Here is a 15609-nt window from a genome sequence, read left to right on the forward strand (position 1 = left end):
CCGGCCCCTGAGGAGCTCAGGAGAGTCCGCCATGCCCGACCAGAACATCCCCGCCGAGACCACGCCCCTGACCCCGGCCGCCGCGTGGGGCTTCTCCACCGCGCAGGTCCACGCCGGCGCCGCCCCCGGCCAGCACGCCTTCGGCGCGACGGCCCTGCCCATCTACCAGACGACCTCGTTCGACTTCCCCTCCGCCGAGGTGGCGGCGGACCGGTTCGCCCTCAAGGACCTGGACCCGCTCTACACCCGCATCGGCAACCCGACCCAGTCCCCGGTGGAGGAGAAGGTCGCCGCGCTCGAGGGCGGCGTGGGCGCGCTGCTGCTGGCCTCCGGCCAGGCGGCCACGACCTTCTCGATCCTCAACGTCGCCGGCGCCGGGGACCACGTCGTCGCCTCGGCGAGCCTCTACGGCGGCACGCAGAACCTTTTCAAGCACACCCTGGCCAAGGTGGGCGTGGAGACCACGTTCGTGACCGATCCCGACGACGTCGAGTCCTGGCGCGCCGCCGTGAAGCCGAACACCAAGGCCTTCTTCGGGGAGACCCTCGGCAACCCCCGGGGCGACGTGCTGGACGTTCGGGCGGTGGCCGACGTCGCGCACGAGGCGGGCGTGCCGCTGATCGTGGACAACACGCTGGCCACCCCGTACCTGCTGCGCCCGATCGAGCGCGGCGCGGACATCGTCACCCACTCGGCCACGAAGTACCTCGGCGGGCACGCCGCCGCCATGGCCGGCGTGATCGTCGACGGCGGCACGTTCGACTTCGCGCAGCACCCCGAGCGCTTCCCCGGGTTCAACGAGCCGGACGAGTCCTACCATGGGCTCGTGTACGCGCGGGACCTGGGCGTCGGCTCCGCCCTGGGCGCCAACCTCGCGTTCATCCTCAAGGCGCGCGTGCAGCTGCTGCGCGACTACGGCTCCTCGATCTCCCCGTTCAACGCGTTCCTGGTGAACCTCGGCCTCGAGACCCTCTCCCTGCGCATGCAGCGCGCCGTGGCCAACGCGACGGCCGTGGCCGAGTGGCTCGAGGCGCGCGACGACGTGGACTCCGTGGTCTACGCCGGCCTGCCCTCCAGCCCGTGGCACGAGCGGGCGCAGCGGTACCTGCCGCGCGGCGCAGGCGCGTTCGTCTCCTTCGAGATCGCGGGCGGCGCCGAGGCGGGCGCGGCGTTCGTGGACGGGCTTGAGCTGCTGCACCACGTGGCCAACATCGGCGACGTCCGCTCGCTCGTGGTGCACCCGGCCTCCACCACCCACGCCCAGCTCACCGAGGACGAGCAGCGCGCCGCCGGCGTCACCCCCGGCCTGGTGCGACTCTCGCTCGGCGTGGAGGACGTCGAGGACATCCTCGCCGACCTGGAGCGCGGCTTCGCGGCGGCGGCCGGTGCGGGGGAGGGCACCCGATGACCGCGGTCGCGAGCCGCCCGTCCCTGACCGTCGACCTCCCCGAGGGCGCCCGCCACACCGTCTCGGTCGGGCCCCTGACCACCGAGACCGGCGGCTTCCTCCCGGACGTCACCCTCACCTACGAGACGTGGGGGGCCCTGGACGCCGACGGCTCCAACGCGGTCCTCGTGCTGCACGCCCTCACGGGCGACTCGCACGTGGCCGCGCACGCCGCAGACCCGACGCCGGGCTGGTGGGACGCGCTCGTCGGCCCCGGCCGGGCGGTGGACACGGACCGCTGGTTCGTCGTCGCCCCCGCGATGGTGGGCGGCTGTCACGGTTCCACGGGCCCGTCCTCGCCCGACCCCGACGGCGTGCCGTGGGGCTCGCGCTTCCCGTTCCTCACGCTGCGCGACGCGGTGGAGGCAGAGCGCCGCCTCGCCGACCACCTCGGGATCGACGTGTGGCAGGCCGTGATCGGCGGGTCGATGGGCGGGGCCCGCGCCCTGGAATGGGCGGTCTCCCACCCGGAGCGCGTGGCCGGCGTCGGGGTGCTCGCCTCGACGGCGCAGTCCTCGGCGGACCAGATCGCCTGGGGCCAGGCGCAGGCCGCGGCCATCCGGCTCGACCCGGCGCACCGCGAGGGCGACTACTACGGCGGACCCGGACCCGAGACGGGCCTCGGGATCGCCCGGCGCATCGCCCACACCACCTACCGCACGGCCGAGGAGCTCGAGTACCGCTTCGGCCGCGAGCCGCAGGGCGCGGAGGACCCGTTCGGGGCCGCCGTCGGGAGGCGGCAGGGACGCTACGCGGTGGAGTCCTACCTGGACCACCAGGCCGCGAAGCTGTCCGCGCGGTTCGACGCGAACTCCTACCTCGTGCTCACCGAGGCGCTCATGAGCCACGACGTCGCCCGTGGGCGGGGGAGCCTGTCCGAGGCGCTGGGGCGCTTCCGCGGGCGGGCCTTCGTGGCCGCCGTCGACTCCGACCGGCTGTACCGGCCCGAGGAGTCGGCGCTGCTCGCGGAGCTGCTGCCCGGCGAGGTGCCCGTCCACTCGATCGTCTCGCCGATCGGCCATGACGGGTTCCTCACCGAGTACGGGCAGGTCGCCGACGCCCTGAAGGAGACCCTCGCCCTCTGACCGCTCAGGAGGCCGGCTCGGCGGGCGGCGTGACCGGCAGCGACTCCGTGTGGTCCGAGCCGTGCGGCATCTCCACGCCGAACAGCGGCTCGGGCACGGGGCGCTTGGCGCTGACCCCGTCGCCGGAGGAGACGCCACGGATGCGTCGGATCACCCACGGCGCCAGGTGGGCCCGCGCCCACTTGGCGTTGGACACGCGGGCCTGACGCCACGTCCGGGGCGCGGCCGGCTTGGGCTGGAGGGGCTCCAGATCGTGCTCGACGCCGAGGGTGTCCAGCACCATCGCCGCGATGGTGTGGTGCCCGGTGGGGGAGAAGTGCAGCCGGTCCTCCGCCCACATCTCGGGCCTCGAGAGCTGCTTGAGCGACCACATGTCCGGCACGAACGCGTCGTGGCGCAGCGCCACGGTGCGCACGTTCTCGTTGTAGATCGCCACCTTCCCCCGGATGCGTCCCAGCACGGGGGTGTCACGGACGTCGGTCACGTTGAACAGGAGCACGGTGGCGCCCGTTCCCGCGAGCTTCCCGACGGCGGCGTCCAGGCGGCGGGCGACGTCGTCGGGGTCGGCGCCGCGCAGGATGTCGTTGCCGCCCGCGCAGATGCTGATGAGGTCCGGGGCCAGCTCGATGGCCGGGTCCACCTGGTCGGCGGCGATCTGGTCGATCAGCTTGCCGCGCACGGCGAGGTTCGCGTAGGCGAACGGCTCCGGCCCCTCGGCGTGGCGGGCCAGCTCCTCGGCCACGCGGTCGGCCCAGCCGCGGTGGTAGCCGAGCTGGTCCGGGTCCGGATCCCCGATGCCCTCCGTGAAGGAGTCGCCGAGGGCCACGTAGCGGCGCCAGGGGTGACCGGTGGGCTGATCGTCGACGGGCGGCACGATGGTGTTACTCACGGGTAGCAGTCTGCTCCAGGGGCCGACCCACGGTCAATCGCTAGGCTGAGCCGGTGACCGAGCCCTCCCACACCCCCTCCGCCCCGAGCCCCGAGCCCGTCGTCCGCTGGTCCCGCCCCGAGGGCGAGCGCACCGAGCACCTGCTGATCCTGCTCCACGGCTACGGCGCGAGCGAGCACGACCTCTTCGGCCTCGTGCCCCAGCTGCCGGAGCCGTTCACGGTGGCCGCCGTCCGCGCCCCGCTGACCCTCCAGCCCGGCATGCACGCGTGGTTCCCGCTCTCCCAGGACCCGGTGACGGGGGAGATCGGCTCCGACGACGCTCCGGCCGTGCGCCGCGCGACAGAGGACCTGCACGCGTGGGTGCAGACCGTGCGCGGCGACTTCCGCACCGTCTCTCTGGTCGGCTTCTCGCAGGGCATGGCGCTGGCCACCGCTCTGCTGCGCCTGGACCCGGAGGCCTACGCGTGCACGGTCGCGCTCTCCGGCTTCGTGATCGACCCGGACCTCGCCGAGCCCGGCCTCGAGGGCCTCTTCAACCGCGACGACGAGGTCGCCCGGCTCACGCCGAAGGTCTTCTGGGGCCGTGGCCAGGACGACCCGGTCATCTCCGAGGCGCGCGTCGAGTCCGCCCACGCGTGGCTCACCGCGCACACCGACCTCATGAAGATCGTCTACGCGGGCCTGCCCCACGCGATCAACCAGCAGGAGCTCGGCCACGTGCGCGAATACCTGCAGCACACGGTGCTGAAGGGCCGCTGAGGCTCAGGACTCGGCGGACTCCGCCTCGATCACCACGGCCTCGCCGTTGAACTCGACGACGTCGCCGTCGTGCAGCTGCGCGCCGCGGCGGGTCTCGACCGCGCCGTTCACGGTGACCATCCCGTCCGCGACGACGTCCCGGGCCATCGCGCCGTCCTCCACGAGGGAGGCGAGCTTGAGGGCCTGGCCGAGGCGGATCATCGTGTCACGGATCGGCAGGGGCTGAGCGTCCTCGGGGACGTCGACGGCGGTGGCGTCGGTCCCCGTGGCGCGGGACTCGTCATGGCTGTGGGCATCGGTCATGACGTCCATTGTGGCCGGTAGGCTGGTCCGCATCGACCGGCCCGGCCGTCCGAGACCGCCCGCGCCGCGCGCAGGGTGAGCGCGAGGACCCGGCGGGCCGCCGTCGTCGTGAACCCCTCCCGCCCCCGATGTGCACGGAAGTGATGCCCCCATGGCTGCCAAGTCCCCGCTCGAGAACGTCATCAGCCTGGCCAAGCGCCGCGGCTTCGTGTTCCAGGCCGGTGAGATCTACGGCGGCTCGCGCTCCGCGTGGGACTACGGGCCCCTGGGCGTGGAGCTGAAGGAGAACATCAAGGCGGAGTGGTGGAAGGCCTTCGTGCGCTCGCGCGAGGACATGGTGGGCCTGGACTCCTCCATCATCCTGCCGCGGCAGGTCTGGCAGGCCTCGGGCCACGTGGACACCTTCACGGACCCGCTCGTGGAGTGCCAGCAGTGCCACAGGCGCCACCGCCAGGACCACCTGGTCGAGGCGTTCGAGGCCAAGAAGGGCCGTGCCCCGGAAGGCATGCAGGACATCGTCTGCCCGGACTGCGGCACCAAGGGCATGTTCACCGAGCCGCAGATGTTCTCCGGCCTCATGAAGACCTTCCTCGGCCCCGTGGACAACGAGGAGGGGCTGCACTACATGCGCCCCGAGACCGCGCAGGGCATCTTCGTGAACTTCCTCAACGTGCTCGGCGCCTCGCGCAAGAAGCCGCCGTTCGGCATCGGCCAGATCGGCAAGGCGTTCCGCAACGAGATCACGCCCGGCAACTTCATCTTCCGCACGCGCGAGTTCGAGCAGATGGAGATCGAGTACTTCGTGCCGCCGGCTGACGCCCAGCGGCACTTCGACACGTGGGTCGAGGCCTGCTGGAACTGGTTCATCGACCTCGGGATCGACCCGGAGAACCTGCGCCGCTTCGACGTGCCGGCGGAGGAGCGCGCCCACTACTCGGACGGCACCATCGACCTGGAGTACAAGTTCGGCTTCGGCGGCGGGGACGGCTGGGGCGAGCTCATGGGCGTGGCCAACCGCACCGACTACGACCTCTCGAGCCACACGACGGCCTCCGGCACCAAGCTGCAGTACTTCGACCAGGCCAACGGCGAGCACTACACGCCGTACGTGATCGAGCCCTCCTTCGGGCTGACCCGCTCCATGATGGCCTTCCTCGTGGACGCCTACGCCGAGGAGGAGGCGCCGAACGCGAAGGGCGGCACGGACGTGCGCACCGTGCTCCGCCTCGACCCGCGTCTGGCCCCGGTCAAGGCCGCCGTCCTCCCGCTCTCCAAGAAGGAGGAGCTGCAGCCGGCCACGCAGGCCCTCGCCGCCGAGCTGCGCCGCGAGTGGAACATCGAGACGGACGACTCCGGTGCCATCGGCCGCCGCTACCGCCGCCAGGACGAGATCGGCACCCCGTTCTGCATCACCGTGGACTTCGACACGCTCGAGGACCAGGCCGTCACCGTCCGCGAGCGGGACACCATGGCGCAGGAGCGCGTGGCCCTCTCCCAGGTGAAGGCCTACCTCGCGGAGCGCCTGGCCAAGTGAGCGCGGAGAACGTGAACGGCGCGCCCCTGCCCGCCGGCGTCACCCTGCGCGCGTGGCGCGAGGGCGACGACCTGGCCCTGCTCGAGGTGTGGGGCGACCCCGCCAACGCGCAGCAGCACCAGGACCGCGCGATGCTCGCGGACGACGCGGACGTGCCGTGGCGCCGCTCCCTCGTGGCCGAGGCCGACGGCGTCCCGGTGGCGGCGGGCGTGGTCTACGCGTCCTCGCTGCACCCGCGGCGACTGTGGCTGTACGTGGAGACCGCCCCGTCCGAGCGGCGCCGCGGCATCGCCCGCGCGCTCCTGGCCGCGCTGCGCGGGCTCGCCGAGCAGGCCCACGCGGAGGGGCTCGTCCCCACGACCGCGCTCAAGGCGCGGTTCGCGCGCGAGGCGCTGGTCGGCGTCGCCGACCGGGCCACCGTGGAGGGCACCCGCGAGGCCACGGCCGCGCTGGCCCGCGGCACCGAGGCGTTCCTCGCCGGCCAGGGCTTCACGCCCGTGCAGCGCTCGCGCCGCGTGGGGATCGCGCCCGGGTCCATCGGGCTGCCCGCGCTGCGGGACGAGGAGCACCCGGACGGCGTCGTCCTGGAGGAGGCCGCCACGGGATCGGTCGAGCTCACGCAGGCCGTGGTGGCGTTCTACCAGGCCACGCACGCGTGGGACCCGGCCGAGATGACCGTGGGCTCCGCGCAGACCCTGCTGCTCGGCCCCGCCACGGGGGCCTCGGGCGCCGTGGTGCTGCGGGACCGGCCCCGCGCCGAGGGCGGGAGCATCCGCGCCTTCGCCGTGTCCTACACCGCCGAGCGGCAGGACGGGGCCGCCGACGTGCTCGTCGGCTGGGACCCGGAGCTGGAGGAGCAGGACGCCCTGCAGGCCGTGGCCGACCTGCTCGCCCTGCTCGTGGCGCAGCACCCCGTCCAGGTCGAGGTGGACGAGGCCATGGCCCCGCTCGAGCGGATCGTGGACGGGCTGATCGGCGGCGGGGCCGCCCGGACGCTCGTGGACACGGACGTGTTCGCCGACGACGCGGCGTGATGACCGGGGTGGCACGGTGACCGAGGCGGCGGACCGCGCCCGCGCCCTGCGCGGTGTGGTCCTCGCGGTGGCCCTGCTCAACCTGGCCTACATGGTGGTGGAGCTGGTGGTCGCCGCGCAGGTCCGCTCGGTCGCGCTCGTGGCGGACTCGGTGGACTTCTTCGAGGACTTCGCCGTCAACCTGCTGATCTTCCTGGCGCTGGGCTGGTCCCTCGCCCGGCGGGCGGCGGTGGGCAAGGTGCTCGCGGGGATCATCGTCCTCCCGGCCGTCGCCGCCCTCGTGATGGCCGTCCTGAAGGCCGGCGACCCCGAGCCGCCCGACCCCGGGCTGCTCATGCTCACGGCCGGCGGCTCGATTGCCGTCAACGTGGTGTGCACGCTCGTGCTCGTGCGGTTCCGTGCCGACGGCGGCTCCCTCACCACGGCGGCCTACCTCGCGGCCCGCAACGACGTGATCGCCGGCGTCGCGATCCTCGCCCTGGGAGCGGTGACGCTGTGGACCGGGTCCGGCTGGCCGGACATCGTGCTCGGCCTGTTCATCGTGGCGCTCAACCTGAGCGCGGCCAAGGAGGTCTGGGAGGCCGCCACGGAGGAGCAGCTCGCGGCGAAGGCGCTCGCGGGCGAGTTCGACGACGACTGACGCTCAGCCTTGGGCGCCGAGGGTCATGCCCCGGACGACGCCGAGCGCAGCGCGCCGAGCCCAGCGGCACGAGCGCGACCCGGCCCTCGGCGTCGTGGTGCAGGCCCCAGCCGTGGCGCTTGCCCAGCGGGGAGGCGCGCAGGCACGCCTGGCTCTTCGCGAAGAACGCCTCGCGCGGCGGCACGGTCCTCCGCCACATGGATGAAGGTGTCCGTGCAGGTCGTCGTGTGGGGGTGCGCGGTGCTCACCCGCGGATCCTCGCGCACCCCGCCCACGACGTCGGCATGTCGCCGCCGGCGCGCATCAACGGTCCCAGCCCAGCAGGCGCCACACCTCCGCCCAGCCCTCGAAGAGGTGGGCGTTGTACTCGGGCCCGAGCTGGTTGGGGTTGGCGAAGAGCACCCAGTCCGCGGCCTGGACGGCCGTGTCCGCGGCGAGCTGCTCCGCGACCTCCTCGGGCGTGCCCGCGTAGGTCGGGCCGGAGACGGCGCGGCCGCCGTCGAGGTGACCGGAGGACTGGCGCGAGGCGCGCTCGTGGCCGAAGTAGGCCTCGTCCGTCTCGTCCTGGATCACGAACGCGGAGCGGGTGACCGCCGTCCGGGGCGCGCCGGTGCGCCCGAGGGGGCTGACGCCGTCGTGGTGGCCGGCCGCCGCATGGGCCTCGAGGTAGCGGGCGATCTGGTCGGCCTGCTGGACGTGGAAGGGGCGGCCGTCGTCCTCGAGGAGCAGGGTGGAGGAGAGCATGTCGTACCCGGCCTCGCCTGCGCGGACGGCGGTCGCGGTCGTGCCGGCACCCCACCAGACGCGCTGCGCCAGCGTGGGGGAGTGCGGCTCGATGCGCAGGGGCCGGGAGGTGTGGGCCCAGCCGGAGGAGAGGTCCGGCGTCGCGATGCCCGCGCCCGAGATGCCCTCCATGAACCGGCGGCCGCGCTCCCAGGCGACGTCGGACCAGGTCTCGCCGGGGGCGAGGTCGTAGCCGAACCGGTGCTGGCCGTCCGCGGCGGCCTCGGGTGAGCCGCGCGAAATGCCGAGCTCGAGGCGCTCGCCGGCAAGCAGGTCCGTGGTCGCGGCGGCCTCGGCCATGGACAGGGGATTCTCGTACCGCAGGTCGATCACGCCGGTGCCGAGGTGGATGCGCTCGGTGCGGGCGGCCATCGCGGCGAGGATCGGGAAGGGCGAGGAGAACATCTGCTGCCAGTGGTGGCTGCGGATCCATGCGCCGTCGATGCCGGCGGCCTCGGCGTCCACGGCCATCTGCACGACGTCGCGCAGGGCCTGCCCGGCGTCGTGCTCGACGGGGACGCGGTCCACGGCGGGGCGGTGGATCCAGTGCCCGAAGTTGAGGAATCCGAGGTGCTTCTTGGTCATGGGTGTTTAAACCTTGAAAGACCGGCGGTTGTTCCCGGAGTGCGTTGCGGTGCGGCGTGGGTCCGCCGCGGGGGCCGTCCGGTCCCATCCCGCTCGACCGGTTCCCGCCCACCCGACCGACCCTTATTCACGAAACAGCCCCCATAGGGGTCGGTCGATTGAATATGGGTCGGTCCGCCGGTCCGGCGGCCCGGCCGTCAGGCGGTGCCGCGGCCCGGCGCCGGTCCTCGCCGGCCCTCCCGGCTCCACCCGCCCGCGTGCGGGAGAATGGACCCATGACACAGCAGTGGAGCGAGGAGTCCATGGAGCTGGCCGCGCAGCTCTTCGACCTGGCACGGAACGGGGACACGGCCACCCTCAAGGCGTACCTGGACCAGGGCCTGAAGCGGAACCTGCGCAACGGCAGCGGGGACACCTTCCTCACCCTCGCCGCGTACTACAGGCAGACGGGCACGGTGCGCATGCTGATCGAGGCCGGCCTCGACGTCGCCGCCGTCAACGACCGCGGCCAGGATGCCCTCGGCTGCGCCACCTTCCGCAAGGACGAGGACGCCGTACGGGCCCTCCTCGCCGCGGGCGCGGACCCCGACGGCGGCTCACCCTCCGCGCGCGAGGTCGCCCGGACCTTCGGGCTCGAGGAGATGCTCGCGCTGCTCGACGGCCGTGGCTGAGACGCCCGAGGGCACCCCCTCCGTCGACGAGGTGTACGCCGCCGTCCGCGCCGGGCTCCCCGAGCTCGTCGCGGACCTGACCCGCCTCCTCGGCCCCGGCTGGGACGTCGAGGCCGACCCGGGGGAGCCCAGTCACCCCCACCTGCGCCTGCACGGGTCCCTCGCCGACGACGGCCGCCGCCTCGTCGTGGTCGTCCTCCCCGTCCGGTGCCGCTCCCCGCTCTTCCACGCCACCGTCGGCGTCTCCATGCTCCCCGGCGATCTCGACCCCGCCGGGCTGGGCGCCGACGTCGAGCCGGCGTGGATCACGCGGGTACGGGCCCTGGGCGAGGCCATGGAGGCGACGGCGGCGGACCCCGTCCGCGTCTCCACGCACCCGGGCGGCGGCAGCAAGGGCGCGGCGGCCGTGAAACTCGCGCTCGCAGACCGCTTCGGCCTGCCGCGCCGGTACGCCAAGGGCTGGCCGGACGAGTTCCTCGGCGTGCGGACGAGCCCCGTCCCGGGGGAGCGGTACGGGGAGTTCGCCCGGGCGCTCGCCGCCCAGGTCCGGGTGCTGGACGCCGCCCCTTCACAGGCCTGACGCGTCCCTCGCGAGGTCTGGGAGAATGGGCGGGATATGACTGCTTCCCCTGACACCGCCGCGCGGCCCGCCTCGGACACCCGCGCCGCAGACCCGAACGCCGTCCACTACGCCAAGTCCGCCGGAGCCGGCCGCCGCATCGCGGACGACGACCAGCTGCACGAGGGCCGCCACGCGGCCCCCACCACGGATCGCCTGAGCCTGCCCGCGCTGAAGCTCGGCCCCATCACCGTGGACGTGCCCGTGGTGCTCGCGCCGATGGCCGGCATCACCAACACGGCCTTCCGCCGCCTGTGCCGCGAGTACGGCGGCGGCCTCTACGTGAACGAGATGGTGACAGCCCGCGCCCTCGTGGAGCGCAAACCCGAGTCCATGCGCATCATCAAGCACGATCCGGACGAGGTGCCCCGCTCGGTGCAGCTCTACTCGGTGGACCCCGTCACCACGGCCGCCGCCGTCCGCATGCTCGTGGAGGAGGACCGCGCCGACCACATCGACATGAACTTCGGCTGCCCCGTCCCCAAGGTCACCCGCCGCGGCGGCGGCTCCGCGCTGCCCTGGAAGTCGGAGCTCTTCGCCTCGATCGTGAAGGCCGCCGTCACGGAGGCCTCCAAGAAGGACATCCCGGTCACCGTCAAGATGCGCCGCGGCATCGACGAGGACCACCTCACCTTCCTCGACGCCGGCCGCACCGCGCGGGACCTCGGCGTCGCCGCTGTGGCGCTCCACGGCCGCACGACGCGCCAGTTCTACTCCGGCACCGCCGTGTGGGAGGACATCGCGCGCCTGCGTGAGGCGCTGCCGGACATCCCGGTGCTCGGCAACGGGGACATCTGGTCCGCCGAGGACGCGATCGCGATGGTCGAGCAGACCGGCGTCGACGGCGTCGTGATCGGGCGCGGCTGCCAGGGCCGCCCGTGGCTGTTCGGGGACCTGCAGGCCGCGTTCGAGGGACGTCAGGAGCGCTTCCAGCCCACGCTCGGGCAGGTGGCGGACACGCTGTACCGCCACGCGGAGCTGCTCGTGGACACCTTCGAGGGGGACGAGCTCAAGGCGCTGCGGGACATCCGCAAGCATGTGGCCTGGTACTTCAAGGGCTACCCCGTGGGCTCCGAGATCCGCACGGCGCTCTCCACGGTGCCCACCCTGGAGGCCATGCGCGAGATCCTCGCGCGCGTGGACCGGGAGCAGCCGTACCCGGGCCTGGACGCCGAGGGCCCGCGCGGCCGCTCCGGCGCCCCCAAGCGGCCCCACCTGCCGGACGGCTGGCTGGACTCCCGCGAGCTCAACGCGGAGCAGAAGGCCATGATCTCGGCTGCCGAGCTGGACGTCTCCGGTGGCTGAGCCCACGACGCCGGCGCGCGCCGCCGCGTACGGGCCCGCCTCGCCGTCGTCGCCCTGGACCGGGGCCGCCCACCAGCCGGTGCTGTTCGGCTCCGAGGGCCGGCCCCCGTACGCCGGCCGCGCTGTGCAGACCCCCGGCTACACGCCGTGGGACCGGGAGCGGTGGCTGCCCGAGCCGCCCAAGTCCTCCTACCGTTCGGACTTCGAGCGGGACCGTGCCCGCGTGCTGCACTCCGCGGGCCTGCGTCGGCTGGGGGCCAAGACCCAGGTGGTCGCCCCGGACGCGGACGACTTCGCCCGCACCCGCCTGACGCACTCGCTCGAGGTGGCCCAGGTGGGGCGTGAACTCGGCCGGTCGCTGGGCTGCGACCCCGACCTCGTGGACACCGCCTGCCTGTCCCACGACCTCGGCCATCCGCCCTTCGGGCACAACGGGGAGAAGGCGCTCGACGCGGTCAGCGAGGACGTTGGCGGCTTCGAGGGCAACGCCCAGACCCTGCGGCTGCTGGCCCGCCTCGAGCAGAAGAAGCTCTTCGCGGACGGCTCCTCCGCGGGCCTGAACCTCACGCGCGCCGCCCTCGACGCCGCGTGCAAGTACCCCTGGACCCGTGAGGACGCCCCGCTGCGCCCCGACGGCACGCGTTCGCGCAAGTTCGGCGTCTATGCGGACGACCTGCCCGTGTTCCGCTGGTTCCGCGCCGGTGTGCCCGGCCCCCGGAAGTCCATGGAGGCCCAGGTCATGGACCTCGCGGACGACATCTCCTACTCCGTGCACGACGTCGAGGACGGCGTGGTCAACGCCGCGTTCCAGCTCAAGTGGCTGGCCATCCCGGAGCACCGGGAGCGCGTCGTGGAGACCACCCGCCAGTGGTACCTGCCGCACACGGACCCGGCCGAGGTCGACGCGGCCCTGGCCCGCCTCGAGGCCACCGACGTGTGGGTCTCCAAGATGGACGGCTCCCGGCGGGCGCTCGCGGCGATGAAGGACATGACGAGTCAGCTGATCGGCCGGTTCTGCAGCGCCGCCTTCGACGCCACGCGCCAGGTGTTCGGCAACGAGCCGCTGACCCGCCACGGCGCCGACGTCGTGGTGCCCGAGGAGACGGAGACCGAGATCGCCGTGATGAAGGGCATCGCGGCGGCCTACGTGATGACCGCGGAGCAGCGCCAGCCGCTCTACGCGCGGCAGCGCGAGGTGCTCGCGGAGCTCGTGGCGCTGCTGGACGCCACGGGGGACCGGTACCTCGAGCCGATGTTCGCGTTCGACTGGGCGCAGGCCCCCGACGACGCAGCCCGGCGCCGCGTGCTGATCGACCAGATCGCCTCGCTCACCGATTCGACCGCCGTCGAGTGGCACCACACCCTGGTGCGCGGCGAGCCGTTCACCCGCGTCTGGGTCTGAGCGCCTGGGCTGGAACGCGCAGCCGACGGGCTGCGGCCCGGTGACGATCAGTCCAGGTGGATCTCAAGGGCCGCCTCCAGCAGCGCGGCGCCGTCGTCGGGGGACAGTGGCCCGAAGTGGCCGAAGACCTCGGCGCTGACCGCACCGAGCAGAGCCGTCCAGGCACGGGTGGCCGCGGTGACCTGAGGCGCCGTGGCCTCCACCTGAAGCTCCTCGACGGCCTGCGCCACGAACGGCGGGCTGAGCCGGGCGGCGTCGTCGTCCTCGGTGCCGGGGGTTCGGAAGGCGCCGTCGGCGGCGGCCTGCAGACCGTGCCGGGTCAACCGCAGCCCGGGGCCTGAGGTGCGTTCGGCCGGGGCGTGGTAGCCGGGAACCGGTGAGCCGTAGATCAGCGCCCACTGCGCCGGGTGGGCCAGCGCCCAGGTGCGCATGGCGTGGGCGAGCGTCCGCATCCGGGTCCGCGGCTCGGTGATTCCCGCGATGTCCTGTTCCACCGCATCGGCCAGGGAAGAGAAGGCGTCCTCCAGCAGCCGGGTGAGCAGCTCGTCGCGGCTGGCCACGTACCGGTAGACGCCGGAGGGCACCACCCCGAGTTCGCGGGCGACCTCGCGCAGGGACAGTCCGGCGGCGCCGTGCTCGGCCAGCTGCCGCCGCCCGACAGCGAGCACCAGCTCATCCATCTCGGCACGGGTGCGGCGGGGGCGGGGCATGGATCCATCATGGCATCCGCTCGCAGAGGCTCCGGCGTGGGGTGCAGAGGCGATAGAGTGAGCACCGCTCACTCACTGGTGAGCGGTGCTCACTCCCGGCTCGTGGGGTGCGCGTCTTCGCCGTCGTCCCGGGAGTCCCCATGCATGCCGCCGTCTTCGGTGCCGGTCAGATCAGCTCCGCCCTCGTCCCCCTGTTGCTCTCCGCTGGCCACTCCGTCAGCATCGTCCGCCGCCGCGCCTGGACGGACGAGGACGCCGCACGGCTGTCTCCGGCCGGTCAGCGCGGCGCGCTCACCCTGCTCACCGGCGACGTCGGCGACCCGGCTCTGCTGCGGCAGGCATTGGACGGTGCCGACGTGGTCTTCCACCTGATCCATGCCGCCTACTCCACCGAGGTGTGGCGCCGCGAGCTTCCGCCGCGGGAGCGGGCCGTCATGGACGCGGCCGCCGAGCGTGAGATCCCCGTCGTGTTCCCGGAGTCCGTCTACGCCTGGGGGCATCAGGCCGAGGACCTCCATGAGGGCCAAGCGGTCAGCCCGTGCTCTCCGCTGGGTCAGGTGCGCGCCGAGCTGCTGGCCGCGCGTCGAGAGCACCCGGCCCGGACCCTGTCCGTGGTTGCCTCCGACTTCATCGGGCCCACCGCGGCCGCCACCAGCGTGCAGGCCCTCGTCCTGGATCGCGCCGCCGCCGGCCGGCGTGCGGTGGTGTTCGGCGACCCGGACCAGCCGCACTCGCTGACACGGCTGCCGGACCTGGCCGCCGCCCTGCTGCGCTGCGCGGAGCACGCCGAGGACCTGGCCCCGTCCGGGGACGCGGTGCTGCACGCCCCGACGCCGCCGGCGCGCAGCCTGCGCGCCGGGGCCCACCAGGCGGCGACGACGGCCGGTGTGCCGCTGCGGGGGATGCTCGCCGTGCCCGGCCCCCTGCTGCGGGGCGCGGGACGGTTCTCCGCGACGGCGCGGGAGCTGCACCGGCAGCGCTACCTGTGGACGCGGCCCTGTGTGCTGCGGCCCGGCGTGCTCGGGCAGGCCCCGATCAGCTGAGCAGCGCGGGCAGGATCACCCCTGCCGGGCCGGCCAGGCGGTGGGTCACCGCGGGGGACAGCTCCGTGAGGTCCGGGTTGATCTCCACGACGGCGGCGCCGGCCCCCAGCGCGACGAACGGCAGGGACGCCGCCGGCTGCACGACGCCCGAGGTGCCGATCACGACGGCCAGATCGCACGCCTCGAGCGCGGCGAAGGTTCGGTCCCAGGGCTCGGCCGGCAGCATCTCCCCGAACCACACGATCCCCGGGCGGACCAGCCCGTCCCCGCACACAGTGCAGGCCGGCGGTGCCTCGCGGAGCATCGCCTCGAGGTCGGCCTCGGAGCCCGCCGCGCCGTCGTCGGCGGTGCCGGGGTCCACGTCCGCGGGCGCCCCGCACTCCGCGCACCGGAACGCGAACAGGGACCCGTGCAGGTGGGAGAGCACGCGGGAGCCGGCGCGCTCGTGGAGGTCGTCCACGTTCTGCGTGACGACCTCGAGCGCGGGCACCCGCTCCTGCCAGGCCGCGACGGCCGCGTGCCCCGCGTTCGGGGCGACGGCCCGGACCATGCGGGCGCGCCAGCGGTACCAGGACCACACCAGCGCGGGATCGGCGAGGAACGCCTCCTCCGTGGCGAGCGCCTCGGGGGAGAAGCGCTCCCACAGGCCGGTCTGCGCGTCGCGGAAGGTCGGCACGCCGGACTCGGCGCTCATGCCCGCGCCGGTGAGCACCACGGGGCGCTCGGCGGCGCGGATCAGGCGGCGGACGGCCTCGAGGTCGGGGGAGTCGAGCGGGGCGGAGGTCTGGTCGCTCATGA

Annotated in this window: 17 protein-coding genes; 11 read left to right on the forward strand and 6 right to left on the reverse strand. The window is 73.8% G+C overall.

What is annotated here, in order from left to right:
- Positions 1-31: 31 nt before the first annotated feature.
- Both AAG742_RS03115 and AAG742_RS03120 read left to right on the forward strand, forming a co-directional pair.
- Entirely contained in the window at positions 32-1408 is a 1377-nt protein-coding gene (locus AAG742_RS03115; protein ID WP_298711487.1) for a bifunctional o-acetylhomoserine/o-acetylserine sulfhydrylase, read from the forward strand.
- A complete protein-coding gene (locus tag AAG742_RS03120) occupies positions 1405-2532 on the forward strand; it encodes a homoserine O-acetyltransferase (RefSeq protein ID WP_298711494.1) in 1128 nt (375 codons plus the stop codon). The genes AAG742_RS03115 and AAG742_RS03120 overlap by 4 nt, the downstream gene beginning before the upstream one ends.
- A gap of 4 nt (positions 2533-2536) precedes the next feature.
- Here the strand turns inward: AAG742_RS03120 and AAG742_RS03125 are convergent, their stop codons facing one another.
- Positions 2537-3421, reverse strand: a complete 885-nt coding sequence (locus AAG742_RS03125; RefSeq protein WP_298711497.1) for an SGNH/GDSL hydrolase family protein — start codon at positions 3419-3421, stop codon at positions 2537-2539.
- 53 nt (positions 3422-3474) lie between these two features.
- On the opposite strand from AAG742_RS03125, the gene AAG742_RS03130 reads away from it, so the two are divergent.
- Positions 3475-4182, forward strand: a complete 708-nt coding sequence (locus AAG742_RS03130; RefSeq protein WP_298711500.1) for a phospholipase — start codon at positions 3475-3477, stop codon at positions 4180-4182.
- A 3-nt stretch (positions 4183-4185) separates the two neighbouring features.
- Here the strand turns inward: AAG742_RS03130 and AAG742_RS03135 are convergent, their stop codons facing one another.
- Entirely contained in the window at positions 4186-4485 is a 300-nt protein-coding gene (locus AAG742_RS03135) for an RNA-binding S4 domain-containing protein (protein WP_282442800.1), read from the reverse strand.
- Between the two features lie 151 nt (positions 4486-4636).
- Here AAG742_RS03135 and AAG742_RS03140 point away from each other — a divergent pair, with 151 nt between their 5' ends.
- From AAG742_RS03140 to AAG742_RS03150, 3 genes are read left to right on the forward strand one after another with little or no spacing between them, the layout of a single operon-like run.
- Entirely contained in the window at positions 4637-6019 is a 1383-nt protein-coding gene (locus AAG742_RS03140) for a glycine--tRNA ligase (protein ID WP_298711503.1), read from the forward strand.
- Positions 6016-7053: a GNAT family N-acetyltransferase gene (locus tag AAG742_RS03145; RefSeq protein WP_298711506.1), complete on the forward strand. Its 1038-nt coding sequence runs from the start codon at positions 6016-6018 to the stop codon at positions 7051-7053. The genes AAG742_RS03140 and AAG742_RS03145 overlap by 4 nt, the downstream gene beginning before the upstream one ends.
- Positions 7054-7069: 16 nt before the next feature.
- Entirely contained in the window at positions 7070-7693 is a 624-nt protein-coding gene (locus tag AAG742_RS03150; protein ID WP_298711509.1) for a cation transporter, read from the forward strand.
- On the opposite strand, the gene AAG742_RS03155 is transcribed toward AAG742_RS03150, so the two are convergent.
- Both AAG742_RS03155 and AAG742_RS03160 read right to left on the reverse strand, forming a co-directional pair.
- Entirely contained in the window at positions 7602-7892 is a 291-nt protein-coding gene (locus tag AAG742_RS03155; RefSeq protein ID WP_298711512.1) for a DUF6157 family protein, read from the reverse strand. The genes AAG742_RS03150 and AAG742_RS03155 overlap by 92 nt on opposite strands.
- Before the next feature lie 104 nt (positions 7893-7996).
- Positions 7997-9061 carry an LLM class flavin-dependent oxidoreductase gene (locus AAG742_RS03160; protein WP_298711515.1) on the reverse strand — a complete coding sequence of 355 codons (1065 nt, stop codon included), beginning with the start codon at positions 9059-9061 and terminating at the stop codon, positions 7997-7999.
- A 275-nt stretch (positions 9062-9336) separates the two neighbouring features.
- Between AAG742_RS03160 and AAG742_RS03165 the strand changes: the two genes are divergently transcribed.
- The 4 genes from AAG742_RS03165 to AAG742_RS03180 all read left to right on the forward strand — a co-directional run bounded on the left by AAG742_RS03165 (position 9337) and on the right by AAG742_RS03180 (position 13058).
- The gene (locus AAG742_RS03165) at positions 9337-9732 is read left to right on the forward strand and encodes an ankyrin repeat domain-containing protein (RefSeq protein WP_298711519.1); all 396 of its coding nucleotides are present in this window, start codon (positions 9337-9339) and stop codon (positions 9730-9732) included.
- Complete coding sequence (locus AAG742_RS03170) at positions 9725-10312, forward strand: hypothetical protein (RefSeq protein ID WP_298711522.1); 588 nt, start codon at positions 9725-9727, stop codon at positions 10310-10312. Before AAG742_RS03165 ends, AAG742_RS03170 begins: the two co-directional genes overlap by 8 nt.
- Before the next feature lie 36 nt (positions 10313-10348).
- Positions 10349-11656, forward strand: coding sequence for a tRNA dihydrouridine synthase DusB (dusB, locus tag AAG742_RS03175; RefSeq protein ID WP_298711525.1), 1308 nt, complete (start codon positions 10349-10351; stop codon positions 11654-11656).
- A 124-nt stretch (positions 11657-11780) separates the two neighbouring features.
- Positions 11781-13058 (forward strand): deoxyguanosinetriphosphate triphosphohydrolase, encoded by a 1278-nt coding sequence (locus tag AAG742_RS03180; protein ID WP_248118220.1) that lies wholly within the window; start codon positions 11781-11783, stop codon positions 13056-13058.
- 47 nt (positions 13059-13105) lie between these two features.
- On the opposite strand, the gene AAG742_RS03185 is transcribed toward AAG742_RS03180, so the two are convergent.
- Entirely contained in the window at positions 13106-13768 is a 663-nt protein-coding gene (locus tag AAG742_RS03185) for a TetR/AcrR family transcriptional regulator (RefSeq protein WP_251650778.1), read from the reverse strand.
- Positions 13769-13908: 140 nt separating this feature from the next.
- On the opposite strand from AAG742_RS03185, the gene AAG742_RS03190 reads away from it, so the two are divergent.
- Positions 13909-14811, forward strand: coding sequence for an NAD-dependent epimerase/dehydratase family protein (locus AAG742_RS03190; protein WP_298711529.1), 903 nt, complete (start codon positions 13909-13911; stop codon positions 14809-14811).
- Here AAG742_RS03190 and AAG742_RS03195 read toward each other — a convergent pair.
- A complete protein-coding gene (locus tag AAG742_RS03195) occupies positions 14804-15607 on the reverse strand; it encodes an NAD-dependent deacylase (protein ID WP_298711531.1) in 804 nt (267 codons plus the stop codon). The genes AAG742_RS03190 and AAG742_RS03195 overlap by 8 nt on opposite strands.
- Positions 15608-15609: the final 2 nt, after the last annotated feature.

This window comes from Micrococcus sp. 2A, assembly GCF_039519235.1.
Classification (GTDB): Bacteria; Actinomycetota; Actinomycetes; order Actinomycetales; family Micrococcaceae; genus Micrococcus.

Coding starts and splice junctions, on each gene's coding strand:
- AAG742_RS03115 (WP_298711487.1), top strand. CDS start 32: ATGCCCGACCAGAACATCCCCGCCGAGACCACGCCCCTGACCCCGGCC.
- AAG742_RS03120 (WP_298711494.1), top strand. CDS start 1,405: ATGACCGCGGTCGCGAGCCGCCCGTCCCTGACCGTCGACCTCCCCGAG.
- AAG742_RS03135 (WP_282442800.1), bottom strand. CDS start 4,485: ATGACCGATGCCCACAGCCATGACGAGTCCCGCGCCACGGGGACCGAC.
- AAG742_RS03140 (WP_298711503.1), top strand. CDS start 4,637: ATGGCTGCCAAGTCCCCGCTCGAGAACGTCATCAGCCTGGCCAAGCGC.
- AAG742_RS03155 (WP_298711512.1), bottom strand. CDS start 7,892: ATGTGGCGGAGGACCGTGCCGCCGCGCGAGGCGTTCTTCGCGAAGAGC.
- AAG742_RS03160 (WP_298711515.1), bottom strand. CDS start 9,061: ATGACCAAGAAGCACCTCGGATTCCTCAACTTCGGGCACTGGATCCAC.
- AAG742_RS03165 (WP_298711519.1), top strand. CDS start 9,337: ATGACACAGCAGTGGAGCGAGGAGTCCATGGAGCTGGCCGCGCAGCTC.
- dusB (WP_298711525.1), top strand. CDS start 10,349: ATGACTGCTTCCCCTGACACCGCCGCGCGGCCCGCCTCGGACACCCGC.
- AAG742_RS03185 (WP_251650778.1), bottom strand. CDS start 13,768: ATGCCCCGCCCCCGCCGCACCCGTGCCGAGATGGATGAGCTGGTGCTC.
- AAG742_RS03190 (WP_298711529.1), top strand. CDS start 13,909: ATGCATGCCGCCGTCTTCGGTGCCGGTCAGATCAGCTCCGCCCTCGTC.
- AAG742_RS03195 (WP_298711531.1), bottom strand. CDS start 15,607: ATGAGCGACCAGACCTCCGCCCCGCTCGACTCCCCCGACCTCGAGGCC.